General features: G+C 65.6%; 11 protein-coding genes. 5 read left to right on the forward strand and 6 right to left on the reverse strand.

What is annotated here, in order from left to right:
• The first annotated feature begins 67 nt into the window (after nucleotides 1–67).
• From ASF43_RS14015 to ASF43_RS14035, 5 genes are read left to right on the forward strand one after another with little or no spacing between them, the layout of a single operon-like run.
• The gene (locus ASF43_RS14015) at nucleotides 68–1,444 is read left to right on the forward strand and encodes a TIGR03013 family XrtA/PEP-CTERM system glycosyltransferase (protein WP_056181997.1); all 1,377 of its coding nucleotides are present in this window, start codon (nucleotides 68–70) and stop codon (nucleotides 1,442–1,444) included.
• A gap of 48 nt (nucleotides 1,445–1,492) precedes the next feature.
• Nucleotides 1,493–3,604: an XrtA/PEP-CTERM system histidine kinase PrsK gene (gene prsK, locus ASF43_RS14020; protein WP_056182000.1), complete on the forward strand. Its 2,112-nt coding sequence runs from the start codon at nucleotides 1,493–1,495 to the stop codon at nucleotides 3,602–3,604.
• Nucleotides 3,604–4,968 (forward strand): PEP-CTERM-box response regulator transcription factor, encoded by a 1,365-nt coding sequence (gene prsR / locus ASF43_RS14025; protein ID WP_056182002.1) that lies wholly within the window; start codon nucleotides 3,604–3,606, stop codon nucleotides 4,966–4,968. Before prsK ends, prsR begins: the two co-directional genes overlap by 1 nt.
• Nucleotides 4,969–4,987: 19 nt before the next feature.
• A complete protein-coding gene (prsT, locus tag ASF43_RS14030) occupies nucleotides 4,988–7,780 on the forward strand; it encodes an XrtA/PEP-CTERM system TPR-repeat protein PrsT (protein WP_235578249.1) in 2,793 nt (930 codons plus the stop codon).
• An 11-nt stretch (nucleotides 7,781–7,791) separates the two neighbouring features.
• Nucleotides 7,792–8,568: a serine protease gene (locus tag ASF43_RS14035; protein WP_156373311.1), complete on the forward strand. Its 777-nt coding sequence runs from the start codon at nucleotides 7,792–7,794 to the stop codon at nucleotides 8,566–8,568.
• Between the two features lie 18 nt (nucleotides 8,569–8,586).
• Here ASF43_RS14035 and aspS read toward each other — a convergent pair whose 3' ends face one another.
• The 6 genes from aspS to ASF43_RS14065 all read right to left on the reverse strand — a co-directional run bounded on the left by aspS (nucleotide 8,587) and on the right by ASF43_RS14065 (nucleotide 15,146).
• Nucleotides 8,587–10,395, reverse strand: a complete 1,809-nt coding sequence (aspS, locus tag ASF43_RS14040; protein ID WP_056182008.1) for an aspartate--tRNA ligase — start codon at nucleotides 10,393–10,395, stop codon at nucleotides 8,587–8,589.
• Nucleotides 10,396–10,472: 77 nt separating this feature from the next.
• A complete protein-coding gene (locus ASF43_RS14045) occupies nucleotides 10,473–11,102 on the reverse strand; it encodes a DUF502 domain-containing protein (RefSeq protein WP_056182010.1) in 630 nt (209 codons plus the stop codon).
• Between the two features lie 11 nt (nucleotides 11,103–11,113).
• Nucleotides 11,114–11,464, reverse strand: coding sequence for an FmdB family zinc ribbon protein (locus tag ASF43_RS14050; RefSeq protein WP_056182014.1), 351 nt, complete (start codon nucleotides 11,462–11,464; stop codon nucleotides 11,114–11,116).
• An 80-nt stretch (nucleotides 11,465–11,544) separates the two neighbouring features.
• Nucleotides 11,545–12,990, reverse strand: coding sequence for a sodium:solute symporter family protein (locus ASF43_RS14055; RefSeq protein ID WP_056182015.1), 1,446 nt, complete (start codon nucleotides 12,988–12,990; stop codon nucleotides 11,545–11,547).
• A 42-nt stretch (nucleotides 12,991–13,032) separates the two neighbouring features.
• Nucleotides 13,033–14,604 carry a ubiquinone biosynthesis regulatory protein kinase UbiB gene (ubiB, locus tag ASF43_RS14060; protein WP_056182018.1) on the reverse strand — a complete coding sequence of 524 codons (1,572 nt, stop codon included), beginning with the start codon at nucleotides 14,602–14,604 and terminating at the stop codon, nucleotides 13,033–13,035.
• Nucleotides 14,605–14,606: 2 nt separating this feature from the next.
• Nucleotides 14,607–15,146 carry an SCP2 sterol-binding domain-containing protein gene (locus ASF43_RS14065; RefSeq protein WP_056182021.1) on the reverse strand — a complete coding sequence of 180 codons (540 nt, stop codon included), beginning with the start codon at nucleotides 15,144–15,146 and terminating at the stop codon, nucleotides 14,607–14,609.
• Nucleotides 15,147–15,162: the final 16 nt, after the last annotated feature.

Consider the following 15,162-nt stretch of genomic DNA (forward strand, 5'->3'; position numbering starts at 1 on the left):
CAGCAACGCTGCGTGGTCGCTTGGGCACAATTCCGGCTGACGGAGGCCTTGCCTTCAACGCGCTCGCATGATCAAGATCTTCAACCACTATCTGCACAGACGGACGCTGTTGCAGATATTTCTAGACTTTTCAATCGTGGTGGCGGCCGTCATGGCCGAACTGGCATGGCGCCGTGCCGAGCTCACGTCCATCGTCCCGGTTCTGGGCTATGCCGCGTTGCTTGCCTCAGGCATGCTGGTCATCAACACCAGCATGGGTTTCTACCAGCGGGTGCACAACCGCTCGCTGAACCAGTCGCGCGCCCGTGCGGTGCTGGCCATCGTGATGGCAGTGCCTGTCACCTACGCGGTGTTCGGGCTGCTCCCCTTGGGCATCGATGGGCGCCAGTCGCTGGCGCTTGCGGCCATGGTGGGCCTGGTGCTGGCGGTGTTGCACCGCATCTATGTCGCGCACTCGACTCCGCAGTCCATGATGCGCCACCGGGTGCTCGTGTTCGGCACGGGCCCCCGTGCTGCATTGGTGGGGCGCACGCTCAAGAAGGACGACCCGCACGTCGACGTGGTGGGCTACTACGCCAGCCCCAACGAGGCGGAAGCGGAGGTCTCGGCCTGGGGCATCCTGTCCAAGAACAAGTCGCTGACGGATACGGCGCTCGAGCTGGAGGTCGACGAAATCGTCGTGGCGCTGGTCGAGCGGCGTGGCGGCAGCATGCCCTTGCGCGAGTTGCTGGACTGCAAACTGCACGGCGTGCGGGTCGTGGACATCGCCACCCATTTCGAGAAAACGAAGGGCCAGATCCGGCTGGATTCCGTGTCGGCCGGCTGGCTGGTGTTCGGCGATGGCTTCAGCCAGGGCGGCTTGCGCACCATCGTCAAACGCATCTTCGACATCATCTGCGCGCTGATCCTCATCGTCATTTCGTCGCCGGTCATGTTGATCACGGCCGCGTTGATCAAGATGGAAAGCAAGGGGCCGGTCTTCTACCGGCAGGAGCGTGTCGGCTTCAACGGGCGGCTGTTCAATGTCGTGAAGTTCCGCAGCATGCGGACCGATGCTGAAAAGAACGGGCCGCAGTTCGCAGCCGCCAAGGACGACCGTGTGACACGCGTCGGACGTTTCATCCGCAAGGTCCGCATCGACGAGCTGCCGCAGTTGTTTTCCGTGCTCAACGGGGACATGAGCCTCGTCGGCCCCCGGCCCGAGCGCCCTTTCTTCGTCGACCAGCTGACCCGCGAGATCCCGTATTACGCCGTTCGCCAAAGCGTGAAGCCTGGCGTGACGGGTTGGGCGCAGGTCCGCTACCACTATGGCGCGACGCTGGAAGACTCGGCGGAGAAACTGCAGTACGACCTGTACTACGTCAAAAACCACTCCCTGTTCCTGGATCTCGTGATTCTGTTCGAGACTGTCAGTGTGGTGCTGATGGCCAAGGGTGCGCGGTGAGCCGCGCTGCGGCGATGAAGATGAAGGTCCGCTTGCGGTGAGCTGGCCTTGGAACATCCCAACTTCCTGCTGACCGTCTGGGGCTACGCCCTCGCAGGACTGGCATTCGTCCTGTTCGCCGTGGTTCTGGTACGTCGGCGTGCCCTGTGGGTTGCGGACGAGGGCTCTTCCCCCCTGATGCTGGGCGCCGTGGTGAGTTCTGCGGCCTGGGCCTGGCTGGGTCTGGCTGGCTTGTTCAACCCCAGTACTTCGGTCCTGCAATTGGCCGCGAGTCTTGCGGACTGGCTGCGTTATGCCTGCTGGATCGGCGTGCTGCTGTTGCTGTGGCGGCCTCGCACGGGCCAACCGCTGCTGCGCCGCCTGGGCTCGACGGGCTGGGTTGCGGTCGGGCTGGTCGGCGGCAGCCTGGTGGCGCAGTTGCTCAACTTCTTCGATCCGCGCTGGGCCGAAGCCACGGGCCCCTGGGTGTTGCTGGGCGCCATGGCCATGCCGGTGCTCGCGCTGTTCCTGTTGGAGCAGGTCTACCGCAACGTTGCGGAGGACGCACGTTGGAGCATCAAGCCTCTGTGCCTGGGGCTGGCCGGCAGCTTTCTGTTCGACCTCTATCTGTTCTCGCAGGCAGTGCTGTTCAGCCGCCTGGACCTGGATGCCATGAGCGTGCGCGGCCTGGCGCACGCCTTGCTCGTGCCGCTGCTGTGGTGGTCGGTGACGGGACGCGGCGATTGGATCACCAAGGTTCGCGTGTCGCGCACGGCCGCTTTTCATTCGGCAACCTTGCTGCTGGCCGGCATCTACCTGATCTTCATTTCGGCGGTCGGCTATTACGTACGCTACTTTGGGGGTGACTGGGGCCGCGCGCTGCAGGTGGGCCTGGTGTTCCTGGCCTCCGTCGGGCTGATGATCCTTGCGATGTCGGGCGTGATGCGTTCACGGCTTCGCGTCATGGTAGGCAAGCACTTCTTTCGCTACCGCTACGACTACCGCGAAGAATGGCTGCGCTTCACCCAGACCCTGTCGGATCGACAGTCGACGCAGGGCATGGGGCAGCGCGTGATCCGCGGCCTGGCGGATATGCTGGAAAGCCCGGCCGGGTGCCTGTGGGTCCGCGAGCCGGGTGAGTCAGACCTGCGTTGCGCTGCCACCTGGAACATGCCGTCGACCGAAGACAAGGAGGCCGCCGACTCTGCGTTCTGCCGCTTCCTGTCGGACAGCGGATGGGTCATTAACCTGGAGGAGTACCGGTCGTTCCCCCAGCGCTACGGCGATCTCGTCCTGCCTGCCTGGTTGCACGAGGTTCGCCAGGCCTGGCTGGTGGTGCCGCTGACCGTTGGTGACGGCTTGACGGGTTTCGTGGTGCTTGCGAGCGCGCGGGCCGAGGTCGACGTGAACTGGGAGGTCAACGACCTGCTCAAGACCGCCGGGCGCCAGGCCGCCAGCTTCCTGGCCCAGATGCAGGCGACGGAAGCCTTGCTGGAGGTGCGCAAGTTCGACGCGTTCAACAAAATGTCGGCCTTCGTCGTGCATGACCTCAAGAACATCGTGACCCAGCTGTCGCTGATGATGAAGAACGCCAAGCGCCTGCACGGCAATCCGGAGTTCCAGCAGGACATGCTCATGACCGTGGAGAATTCCTTGGACAGAATGCGACAGCTGATGCTCCAATTGCGCGAAGGCGCGACGCCAACGGGAACCGTGCATGGCGTGGACCTGGCGGCGATCGCCCAGCGCATCGCCCGCGTGGCTGAAGGCCGCGATCGGCACCTGCAACTCCAACTGACGGAACATGTCGTGGCCCGGGGGCACGAGGAACGGCTGGAGCGCATCATTGGTCACATGGTCCAGAACGCGTTCGACGCGACGGACGCACCCGGCCGCGTCTGGCTCACGTTGGGTCGCTCCGCCGGGATGGCATTGGTCGAGGTGGGTGACACAGGGCGCGGAATGTCCAAGGATTTCGTGCGAGACCGTTTGTTCAAGCCCTTCCAGACCACCAAGCAGGCGGGCATGGGCATCGGAGCCTACGAGAGCTTTCAATATGTACAGGAACTGGGTGGGAAAATTGTGGTGGACAGCGAACTTGGCAAGGGAACGGTGATCAAGATCCTGTTGCCCCCGTTTGGTGTTCACAAGACGTCCGACCTGCACGCCGTGGAGAACTGATGAGCACAGAAAAGATGCGCGCCTTGTTGATCGTCGAAGACGATCCTGCGCTGCAAAAGCAGATCAAGTGGTCGCTGGACCGGTTCGAATCGGTGACGGCCCTGGACCGCGAGAGCGCGCTCGTGCAAATGCGCCGCCACATGCCCGCCGTGGTGACCATGGACCTTGGCCTGCCACCGGACGCCGACTCCGTGTCCGAAGGGTTCAAGCTGCTCGAGCAGATCCTGGCCGTGGAGCCGGACACCAAGGTCATCGTGCTCACCGGGCAGAACGACCAGGCCAATGCGCTGCGTGCAGTGGCACTCGGGGCTTACGACTTTTTCGCCAAGCCGTTCGAGCCCGACCTGCTGAACCTGACGGTGGACCGCGCTTTTCGGCTGTTCGAACTCCAGAAGGAGAACCGGCGCCTGCAGTCCATGCAGCAACCGAACGCGCTCGCCGGCTTGATCACACGCGATCCTGAGGTGCTGCGCATCTGCCGGACCATCGAGAAGGTGGCTTCCAGCACCGCCACCGTCATGCTGCTGGGCGAGAGCGGCACCGGCAAGGAGGTGCTGGCGCGCGGCGTGCACCAGGCCTCGCCACGGCGCAACGGCAAGTTCGTGGCCATCAACTGCGCTGCCATTCCGGAGAACCTGCTCGAAAGCGAGCTGTTCGGGTACGAGAAGGGTGCCTTCACGGGCGCAGCCAAGACGACGCTGGGCAAGATCGAGACGGCCAATGGCGGCACCCTGATGCTGGACGAGATCGGCGACTTGCCGTTCCCGCTGCAGGCCAAGCTGCTGCGCTTCCTCCAGGAGCGCACGATCGAGCGCGTCGGCGGCCGCCAGGAAATCCCCGTGGACGTGCGCATCGTGTGTGCCACGCACCAGGACCTCAAGGCCCTGAGCAAGGAAGGCCGCTTCCGCGAAGATCTGTACTACCGGCTTGCCGAGATCGTCGTCAACATCCCGCCACTGCGCGCCCGCATCGGCGACGCGGCCCTACTGGCGCATGCTTTCGTGCGGCGCTTCGCGCAGGAACAGAACCGTGGTTCCATCAGCCTGGGCGAGGACGCCGTGCGCGCGATCGAAGCCCATCCGTGGCCCGGCAACATCCGCGAGCTGGAAAACTGCATCAAGCGCGCCGTGATCATGGCCGACGGCAACCAGATCGTGCGCGACGACATCGGTCTGCCCCCGGTCGAGGACGACGAGGCGCTGGATCCGTCGCTGGATTTGCGCACCGTGCGCGACAAGGCCGAGCGCATCGCCATCATTGCGGCGCTGGGCCGCGTCAACGGCAACATCGTGCGCGCTGCCGAGTTGCTCGGTGTCAGCCGCCCGACGCTGTACGACCTGATGCACCGCCTCGGGCTCAAGTAAATAACGTTCAAGACCCTCGATGGGAACCGCCACCATGTCACTTAAGAACATCCCTTTTGCCGCCACGACGGCCGCTCTCGCGACCGCCCTGTTGCTCGTGGCTTGCGGCGGCGACGACCCGCAGACGCTGCTGGCATCGGCCCGCGAGTACATGGCCAAGAACGACCACAAGGCTGCGGTCATCCAGGTCAAGAACGCGCTGCAGAAGCAGCCTGATTCCCCTGAGGCACGCTTCCTGCTCGGCTCGGCATTGCTGAGTTCCGGCGACGTGGCCGCAGCGGAGATCGAGTTGCGCAAGGCGCGCGACCTGAAGCATCCTGACGACCAGGTGGTGCCAAAGCTGGCGCAGACGCAACTGCTGCAGGGCAGGTTCAAGAAGCTGATCGAGGAATTCGGCAACACCAAGCTGTCCGCGCCCGCCGCGGTGGCGGAACTGCAAACCGCTTTGGCCAGCGCGTATGCCGTCGAAAACAACCAGGCGGCGTCCCAGGCCGCGCTGAAGACGGCGTTGGAGGCCGATCCGAACAACTCGGCCGCCACGCTGATCCAGCTACGCCAGAAGCTCGTGCAGGGTGACATCGACAGCGGGACGGCGCAGCTGGACGCGCTGATCGCGCGCGACCCCAAGAACGCAGAGGCCTGGAAGCTGCGCGGCGACCTGCTGCAGTCCGTGAAGAACGCGCCCGACGAGGCGCTGGTGGCGTACCGCAAGGCGTCCGAGGTGCGGCCGGATTTCATCCAGGGCCATATCGGCGCGCTCAACCTGTTGATGCGCCAGGGCAAGCAGGAGGAGGCCGACAAGGAGATGGAGGCGCTGAAGAAGGTCGCGCCCAACCACCCGGAGACCCGCTACCTGGAGACGCAGATCGCCTTCGCTAAGAAGGACTACCCCAAGGCCCGCGAGCTGGCGCAGCAGCTGCTCAAGGTCACGCCGAACAATCCGCGCAGCCTGGAAATGGCTGGCGGTATCGAGCTGGCGCTCAATTCGCTGGTGACGGCCGAGGAACACCTGAGCAAGGCGGTGCAGGCAGCGCCCACGCTGGGCCTGGCACGACGCTGGCTCGCCATGACGTACCTGCGGTCCGGGCAACCGGCCAAGGCGCAGACGGTCCTGGCCAGTGTGGTCAACGACAAGACCACCGACACCAATCTGCTGTCGCTGGCCGGCGAAATCCATCTGGTGAACGGCGACGCGAAGAAGGCCGAGGAGTACTTCGCCCGGGCTGCCAAGCTCGATCCCGACGACCAGCGCAAGCGGACCGTGCTGGCTGTGACGCAGATGGCCAGCGGCCAGTTCGACTCCGGCCTGGCACAGCTGCAGGACATTGCGGCCTCCGACAAGGGCACCTCGGCCGACCTGGCGTTGATCAGCACGTACATGCGCAGGAACGACCTCGACAAGGCGCTCAAGGCCATCGACTCGCTGGAGAAGAAAACACCGAACACGCCCATCGCGGGGCAGTTGCGTGGGCGGGTGTACTTCGCGCGCAACGACCTGGAAGGAGCGCGCAAGAGCTTCGAGGCTTCGCTGGCCACGAACCCCAATTACTTCCCGACGATTGCGAGCCTGGCCGGCGTCGACGTCGCCATGAACAAGCCCGACGATGCGCGCAAGCGTTTCGAGGATCTGCTGTCGCGCGAGCCGAAGAACGCCCGGGCGATGATCGCACTGGCAGAACTGCGCGTGCGGGAGGCGGGCGACCACAAGAAGGAAGTCGTGGACCTGCTGTCGCGCGCGATCGCGGTCGACCCGAACGAGGTGGCGCCGCGCGTGATGCTGGTGGATTACCTGTTGCGCCAGCAGGACGCCACGCAGGCGGCGTCCGTCGGCCAGGCCGGTGTGGCCGTGCTCGGCAACAATGCGCAGATGCTGGACGCGGCAGGCCGTGCGCAGATGGCAGCAGGAGACACCAACCAGGGGCTGACCACGCTGGCCAAGTCGGCCTCGCTGCAACCGCAGGCCTGGGCCCCGCTGCTGCGGCTGGCCGATGCGCAACTGGTGGCCAAGAACGCGACGGCGGCCGAGCAAAGCCTGCGCAAGGCACTGGACCTGCAATCTGACCTGGTCGACGCGCAACGCCGTCTGATCGGCATCCGTTTGCAGCAGGACAGGCTCAATGACGCCGTGGCCCTGGCGCGCACCGTCCAGAAGCAGCGCCCCAAGGAGCCCATCGGTTTCCTGCTGGAAGGCGACGCCCGCATGGACAAGAAGGACCTGGACGGCGCTGTGGCTGCGTTCCAGGCCGGGCTCAAGACCGTCGCGTCGCCCGACCTGCTGATCCGCTCGCACGTGGCGCTGCGCCAAGCAGGCAAAAATGCCGAGGCCGACCGGGTGATCGGCAACTGGCTGCAGACCCAGCCCAAGGATGTCGCGGTCCCGATGTATCTGGCGGACCAGGCGCTGAACGACAAGAAGTTCGCGGAGGCCGAGAAGCAATATCTGCACGTGGTGAAGGTGCAGCCGAACAATGCTGTGGCCTACAACAACCTGGCCTGGGTCACGTCTGAGCTCAAGAAAGACGGTGCGATTGCGTATGCCGAGAAGGCGAACCAACTCGCGCCGAACCAGGCCGCGTTCATGGACACCATGGCCATGTTGCTGGCTGAGCAGAAGGAATACAAGAAAGCCATCGAACTGCAGGGCCGCGTGGTGGGCCTGCAGGCCAATCCGCTGTTCAAGCTCAACCTGGCCAAGATCTACGCCAAGGCAGGCGAGAAGGACAACGCCCGCAAACAGCTCGATGAGATCGCGAAGCTGGGCGACAAGTATGCCGGCCAGGCCGAGGTCGAAAAGCTGCGCGCCACGCTCTGATGTCGTCTCGCATGCGGCAACGGCTCGCCCTGGCGTGCTGCGCGCTGGGGCTGTTGGCGTCTGAGGCCCGGGCGCAGTTCATCGAGCTGATCGAGAAGACCAAGCCGTCGATCCTGATCGTCGGCACCTACAAGGCGACGAACAGCCCCCGCTTCGCGTTGCGCGGCACCGGCTTTGTCATCGGCGACGGCAATCTCGCGATCACGAACGCCCATGTGCTGCCGCAGCCCGGCGAGGCGTCCGATGGGTCCGACCTCGTCGTGCAGGTCCGCCGCGGCAGCGACTTACAGATGCGCGCCGTCACGGTGCTGGAGATCGACCGGCCGCGTGACCTGGCAGTGCTGCGTTTCGACGGTGCACCGGCGCCCGCGCTGGCATTGGGGGACTCCGACGCGGTCAAGGAGGGGCAGACCATCGCGTTCACGGGCTTCCCGATCGGTGGCGCACTCGGTTTCTCGCCGGTCACGCATCGGGGCATGGTGTCGTCGATTACGCCCATCGTGCTGCCGGCGGCCAACGACCAGCGGCTCAGCGCGCGCTCGATCCGCAGCGTGCGCGAGGGCGCGTTCAACATCTTCCAGCTGGACGGCACGGCCTACCCGGGCAACAGCGGCGGGCCGGTGTTCGACCCGCAGACCGGAGCCGTCATCGGCGTCATCAACATGGTGTTCGTGCGCGGCAGCCGCGAGACGGCACTGACCCAGCCTTCGGGCATCACCTACGCCATTCCGGCCAACTTCATCGGCCCATTGCTGCAACGCCAGCAAGGGCAAGGCCAGCCGCGCTGACCCTGCCCGGCGGCCGTGTCAGGCGGTCGTCGTGCCCAGCGGGTTGCGCAGCCGGATGTGCAGCTCGCGCAGCTGCTTCTCGTCCACCGGTGCCGGGGCCTGCGTCAGCAGATCCTGGGCGCGCTGGGTCTTGGGGAAGGCGATCACGTCGCGGATCGACTCCGCGCCGGTCATCAGCGTGACGATGCGGTCCAGGCCGAAGGCCAGGCCGCCATGCGGCGGGGCGCCGTACTGCAATGCGTCCAGCAGGAAGCCGAACTTCTGCTGGGCTTCCTCGGCACTGATCTTCAGCGCGTCGAAGACCTTCTGCTGCACGTCGGCACGGTGGATACGGACCGAGCCGCCACCCATCTCCCAGCCGTTCAGCACCATGTCATAGCCCTTGGAGATGCACTTCTCGGGCGCGGTCACCATCCAGTCCTCGTGGCCGTCCTTGGGCGCCGTGAAGGGGTGGTGCACTGCGGTGTAGCGCTGGGCTTCTTCGTCGAACTCGAACATCGGGAAGTCCACCACCCACAGCGGTGCCCAGCGGCTCTCGAACAGGCCGGTCTTCTTGCCGAACTCGCTGTGGCCGATCTTGATGCGCAGCGCGCCAATCGCGTCGTTGACGATCTTCTCCTTGTCGGCGCCGAAGAACAGCAGGTCGCCGTCCTGTGCGCCGGTGCGCGCCAGCACTTCCTGCAAGGCCTTGTCGTGGATGTTCTTCACGATGGGCGACTGCAGGCCGTCGCGGCCCTTGGCCAGCTCATTGACCTTGATGTAGGCCAGGCCCTTGGCGCCATAGATCTTCACGAACTCGGTGTAGCCGTCGATCTCGCCGCGCGACAGGCCGCTGCCTTCCCTGGCGCCACCGGGCACGCGCAGGGCCACGACACGGCCGCCCTTGGCGTTCGCTGCCGCCGAGAACACCTTGAAGTCCACATCGCCCATCACGTCGGTCAGCTCGGTGAACTCCAGCTTGACCCGCAGGTCAGGCTTGTCGGAGCCGAAGCGCCGCGCGGCTTCCTGGTAGGTCATGACCGGGAACTCACCCAGGTCAACGCCCAGCGTGTTCTTGAACACCGTCACGATCATGTCCTGGAACATGGCCCGAATGTCCTCCTCCGTCAGGAACGAGGTCTCGATATCGATCTGCGTGAACTCGGGCTGGCGGTCGGCGCGCAAGTCCTCGTCGCGGAAGCACTTGGTGATCTGGTAGTAGCGGTCGTAGCCGGCCACCATCAGCAGTTGCTTGAACAACTGGGGCGACTGCGGCAAGGCAAAGAAATGGCCGTCGTGCACGCGGCTCGGCACCAGGTAGTCGCGCGCGCCTTCGGGCGTGGACTTGCCCAGCATCGGCGTCTCGATGTCGATGAAGCCGTTGGAGTCCAGGAACTTGCGCACCTCCATCGCCACGCGGTAACGCAGGATCAGGTTCTTCTGCATGTAGGGCCGGCGCAGGTCCAGCACGCGGTGCGTGAGGCGCGTGGTCTCGCTGAGGTTCTCGTCGTCGATCTGGAAGGGCGGGGTCACGGACGGGTTCAGCACCGTGAGCTGGTGGCACAGCAACTCGATCTTGCCGCTCTGGATGGTGTCGTTGGTCGTGCCATCGGGCCGTGCGCGCACCAAGCCAGTGACCTGGATGCAGAACTCGTTGCGCAGGCCCTCGGCAGCCGCGAACATCTCGGGACGGTCCGGGTCGCAGACCACCTGCACATAGCCTTCGCGGTCGCGCAGGTCGACGAAGATCACGCCGCCATGGTCGCGGCGACGGTTGACCCAGCCGCACAGGGTGACGGTCTGGCCCATCAGGGTTTCGTTGACGAGGCCGCAATAGGTGGTGCGCATTTGAGATTTCATATCGAGGCTGGTGGTCGGGGCGCCTGGGGTGGCGCCGGTTTCAACGGTGGCGCCGGCGGTCAGGCTCAGCGCAGGGTGGGCTTGGGGGCCGGGGGCGTCGCTGGCGCCACCACACCCATGGAGACGATGTACTTGAGCGCATCGTCCACGCTCATGCGCAATTCGACGCAGTCGCTGGCCTTGACCAGCACGAAGTAGCCGCCGGTGGGATTGGGCGTCGTCGGCACGTAGACGCTCAGGTACTCATCCGGTGGCAGATGGTTGGCCGTGTCGCCGCGCGGCGCCCCTGTCACAAAGGCGATGGTCCACATGCCGGCATGCGGCCACTGCACGAGCACGGCCGTACGGAAGGCATTGCCGTTCTCGGAGAACACGGTGTCCGAGACCTGCTTTACGCCCGAATACACCGAGCGCACGATCGGAATGCGGTGCAGCAGGTGGTTCCACCAATCCACCAGCTTGCGGCCAAAGAAGTTGCTGGCCGCGGCACCCACGGTCAGCAAGATGCCAAGCGCCAGCAGCACGCCGAAACCGGGCACGTGGAAGCCTAGAAGACGGTCCGGGTGCCACGCGGCGGGCAGGATCAGCAGGGTCTGGTCCAGCGTACTGATCACCCATTCGAGCACCCAGGCGGTGATCACCGCGGGCACGACGACGAGCAAGCCGGCAACCAGCCATTTGCGCAAGGCGGTCATGGATCGGTGGGTCAGCTGGTGCCGGAGGAGGGGGTGGGGCTGGCGGCAGGCGCGGCCGCCGCGGGTGCGCTGCTGCCCTCGGGCTTGGCCGTGGAGTCAGCCGGCTTGGTGGCTGCGCTGTCCGCGGCGGCCGGGGCCTCCTTGCCAGCGTCCGTCTTGGGCGCGGGCGCGCCACCGTTGTTGTTGCGAAAGTCCGTCACGTACCAGCCCGAGCCCTTGAGCTGGAAGCCGGCGGCGGTGACCTGCTTGCGAAACGAGGCCGCGCCGCATTGCGGGCAATCGCTCAGCGGGGCGTCGGAGATCTTCTGCAGCACGTCCTTGGCGAAGCCGCAGGACTCGCATCGGTAAGCGTAAATTGGCATGGCGAAGAGGTGTTGCGTGGGCTCGGAAAAACCCTCGATTATAGGCCGCGGCCTGCGCCGGCCGGGCTTGCGCCGCAGGATCAGGCGCTCGTCACGAGCGGGTGGTGTGCGGCATGCCGGTTGGCGATCCACTGAGGTGCGAGCGATCCGATCAGCATGCCAGCCAGCGAGGCCAGCACGCCAGCTAGCTGGGGCGGGAAGACCTCTGCCGCCGGCGTGTACATGACCAGCAGCCAAGTGCCGATGCCGGCCACGATGGCTGCGATCGCACCCTGGGTGCTCGCGCGTTTCCAGTACAGGCCGAACAGCAGCGGGATGAAGGCGCCGACCAGTGGCACCTGGTAGGCGCCGGACACCAGTTCATAGATCGAAGTGCCTTCCATGGCAATGGAATAGGCCAGCACGCAAGCGCTGAACACCAGCACCGTGATGCGCATGGTCAGCAGCTCCTGCTTGTCGCTGGTACGCGGCACGAACTGGCGCCAGATGTTCTCGGTGAAGGTGACCGAGGGCGCCAGCAGCGTGGCCGAGGCCGTGGACTTGATGGCCGACAGCAAGGCGCCGAAGAAGAGCACCTGCATCACGAACGGCATCTTCTCCATGACCAGCGTCGGCAGGATCTTCTGCGGGTCGTCCGCCAGCAGCGCCTGGGTCTGCTCCGGCATGATGATCAGCGCGCTGGCGACCAAAAACATGGGCACGAAGGCGAACAGGATGTAGCAAGCGCCGCCGATCACCGGCCCCTTGGTCGCAGCCGACACGCTGTTGGCCGACATCACGCGCTGGAACACGTCCTGCTGTGGGATCGAGCCCAGCATCATGGTGATGGCCGCTGCAAAGAAGAACAGCATGTCGTGCAGGCTGGGCTCGGGCCAGAACTTGAACAGGTCGCGGCTGAGGGCCAGGTCGATGACCTTGTCGGCGCCACCGGCCATCTGGCCCGCGAACACGGCCAGGATCGCCAGGCCGGCGACCAGGATGATCATCTGGATGAAGTCGGTCACGGCCACGGACCACATGCCGCCGAACAGCGTATAGGCCAGGATGGAGACCACGCCGATGACCATGCCCATCGCCACGCTGATGGCCCCGGCCGACAGCAGATGGAACACCAGGCCCAGCGCCGTGACCTGGGCCGAGACCCAGCCAAGGTAGCTCAGCATGATGATGAGCGAGCAGGCCACCTCGACCACGCGGCCATAGCGCTCGCGGTAGTAGTCGCTGATGGTCAGCAGGTCCATCTTGTAGAGCTTGGCGGCAAAGAACAGACCGACCAGGATCAGGCAACTGCCGGCACCGAACGGGTCTTCGACCACGCCGTTCAGCCCGCCTTCGACGAACTTGGCCGGGATGCCCATCACGGTTTCCGAGCCGAACCAGGTCGCGAAGGTCGTGGTCACGATCATGACCAGCGGCAGGTTGCGCCCGGCGACGGCGAAGTCCGCGGTGGTCTTCACGCGGCGCGCGGCCCACAGGCCGATGGCAATGGTGGCAAGCAGGTAGACAAACACCAAGGTCAGCAGCACGATCCCATCTCTCCCATCAACAGTGCCCGCACGCGGGCGATTTCAGAACAGCCGGATCCTGAACCACAGCTGCATGGCCAGCAAACCCAAAGCAAAACCGATGCCGCCGTAGATGATGGCCTGCAGAAGTCGATTGGTGCGCCGTTGCTCGGCGAGCAGCAACTGCATCTGCTGGTCGTTGCGCTGGGACCGGCTGCCCTGGCGCAGGAACTCGACCAGCAGCCGCGGTATTTCGGGCAGGAGCTTGGCGTAGCGCGGTGCCTCGTCGCGCAACTGGCGCAGCAGCGCCTGCGGCCCGATCTGGTTCATCATCCACTTTTCGAGGAATGGCTTGGCCGTGCTCCACAGGTCCAGCTCCGGGTCCAGGTCGCGGCCCAGGCCCTCGATGTTGAGCAGCGTCTTTTGCAGCAGCACCAATTGCGGCTGGATCTCGACCTGGAAGCGTCGCGAGGTCTGGAACAGCCGCATCAGCACCATGCCCAGCGAGATCTCGCGCAGCGGCCGGTCGAAGTAGGGCTCACACACGGCGCGGATCGCAGCCTCCAGCTCATCCACGCGCGTGTTGCGCGGCACCCAGCCTGACTCGATGTGCAGCTCGGCCACGCGCTTGTAGTCGCGCCGGAAGAAGGCCGTGAAGTTCTGCGCCAGGTACTCCTTGTCGTGCTCGGTCAGCGTGCCGACGATGCCGAAGTCCAGCGAGATGTAGCGGCCGAAGGTCGCGGGCTCCAGGCTGATCTGGATGTTGCCGGGATGCATGTCGGCATGGAAGAAACCGTCGCGGAACACCTGCGTGAAGAAGATGGTCACGCCGTCGCGCGCCAGTTTGCGCATGTCCACGCCGGCCTCGCGCAGGCGCGCGGTCTGGCCAATCGGGACGCCCTTCATGCGCTCCATCACGATGACCTCGGGCGTGCAGTAGTCCCAGAACATCTCGGGGATCAGCACCAGGTCCAGGCCCGCCATGTTGCGGCGCAGTTGGGCCGCGCTGGCCGCCTCGCGCACGAGGTCGAGCTCGTCGTGCAGGTACTTGTCGAATTCGGCCACCACTTCCAGCGGCTTCAGGCGCTTGGCCTCGGCAGAGGCCCGCTGCACCCAGCCCGCCAGCATGCGCATCAGCGCCAGGTCTTGCTCGATGGTGGGCAGCATGCCCGGGCGCAGCACTTTAACGGCGACCTCGCGTTCGCCGCCCTTGCGGTCACGCAGCACGGCGAAGTGCACCTGGGCAATGGACGCGCTGGCCACGGGCACCTGGTCGAACTGCACGAAGATCTGGTCCAGCGGTTTGCCGAATGCGCGCTCGATGCTGGCCACGGCCACGGCGGACGGGAAGGGTGGCACACGGTCCTGCAGGCGTGCCAGTTCGTCGGCGATGTCGGCGGGCAGCAGGTCGCGCCGTGTCGACAGAACCTGGCCGAACTTCACGAACAGCGGCCCGAGCCGCTCCAGCGCCTCGCGCAGCCGCTGGCCGCGCGGTGCACTCAAATCCCGGCCCAGCGACAACAGACGCGTCAGGGCGCGCAGCCAGGGTTGGCGAAAGCTGGAGAGGACGAGTTCGTCGAGGCCGTAGCGCAGTCCGATCCAGACGATGGTGACGCCGCGCGCCAGACGCCGCATGTCTAGAGCCGGCCGCGCCGGCCCGCGGCCAGCCCGACGAATTTCTGCAAGGCCTCGGAGACGGTGCGGGCGACCTGGCCGATGGCGTGGGCCGGTGCATCGCCGACCAGCCGGGACAGGTCTTCCTCCAGGTCCCAGCGCACATGCTCGGCCAGCCAGTTCACGTCGGCGGCCAGTTGCACATCACCTTCGATGCGCACGCCAGGCTTGTCGCCGCGCAGTGCGGCCTGCGCCAGCGCGGCGAGCGATTCCTCGGCGACCGTCAAGGTCAGGTCGGGCAGGACGCCGGCCGGAGCCAGGTCCACCAGGCCGGCGGGCGTGGCCTGCAGGCGCAGCGTGAACTGGCGCCACTGCAGCAGCACCGTGCGGCCCTGGTGGCGCAGCAGGCGCTCCATGGCCTCGGGCTCCTGCATGAGCACATGGTTCAGCAGCAGGACGAGGCGTTGGTGGAACTCCTGCACGGCCCAGGCCGGGGGTTGCAGCGATCCGCCGACACGGCCCGCGAGGTCGCCGAGAAAAGAAAAAGGGGACGATGTTGCCATGGTCCCCGATTATTCC

It is taken from the genome of Pseudorhodoferax sp. Leaf267 (assembly GCF_001422405.1).
In the GTDB taxonomy this organism is placed as follows: Bacteria; Pseudomonadota; Gammaproteobacteria; order Burkholderiales; family Burkholderiaceae_C; genus Pseudorhodoferax.

Coding starts and splice junctions, on each gene's coding strand:
- ASF43_RS14035 (WP_156373311.1), top strand. CDS start 7,792: ATGCGGCAACGGCTCGCCCTGGCGTGCTGCGCGCTGGGGCTGTTGGCG.
- ASF43_RS14045 (WP_056182010.1), bottom strand. CDS start 11,102: ATGACCGCCTTGCGCAAATGGCTGGTTGCCGGCTTGCTCGTCGTCGTG.
- ASF43_RS14050 (WP_056182014.1), bottom strand. CDS start 11,464: ATGCCAATTTACGCTTACCGATGCGAGTCCTGCGGCTTCGCCAAGGAC.
- aspS (WP_056182008.1), bottom strand. CDS start 10,395: ATGCGCACCACCTATTGCGGCCTCGTCAACGAAACCCTGATGGGCCAG.
- ASF43_RS14015 (WP_056181997.1), top strand. CDS start 68: ATGATCAAGATCTTCAACCACTATCTGCACAGACGGACGCTGTTGCAG.
- ASF43_RS14065 (WP_056182021.1), bottom strand. CDS start 15,146: ATGGCAACATCGTCCCCTTTTTCTTTTCTCGGCGACCTCGCGGGCCGT.
- ubiB (WP_056182018.1), bottom strand. CDS start 14,604: ATGCGGCGTCTGGCGCGCGGCGTCACCATCGTCTGGATCGGACTGCGC.
- prsT (WP_235578249.1), top strand. CDS start 4,988: ATGGGAACCGCCACCATGTCACTTAAGAACATCCCTTTTGCCGCCACG.
- prsR (WP_056182002.1), top strand. CDS start 3,604: ATGAGCACAGAAAAGATGCGCGCCTTGTTGATCGTCGAAGACGATCCT.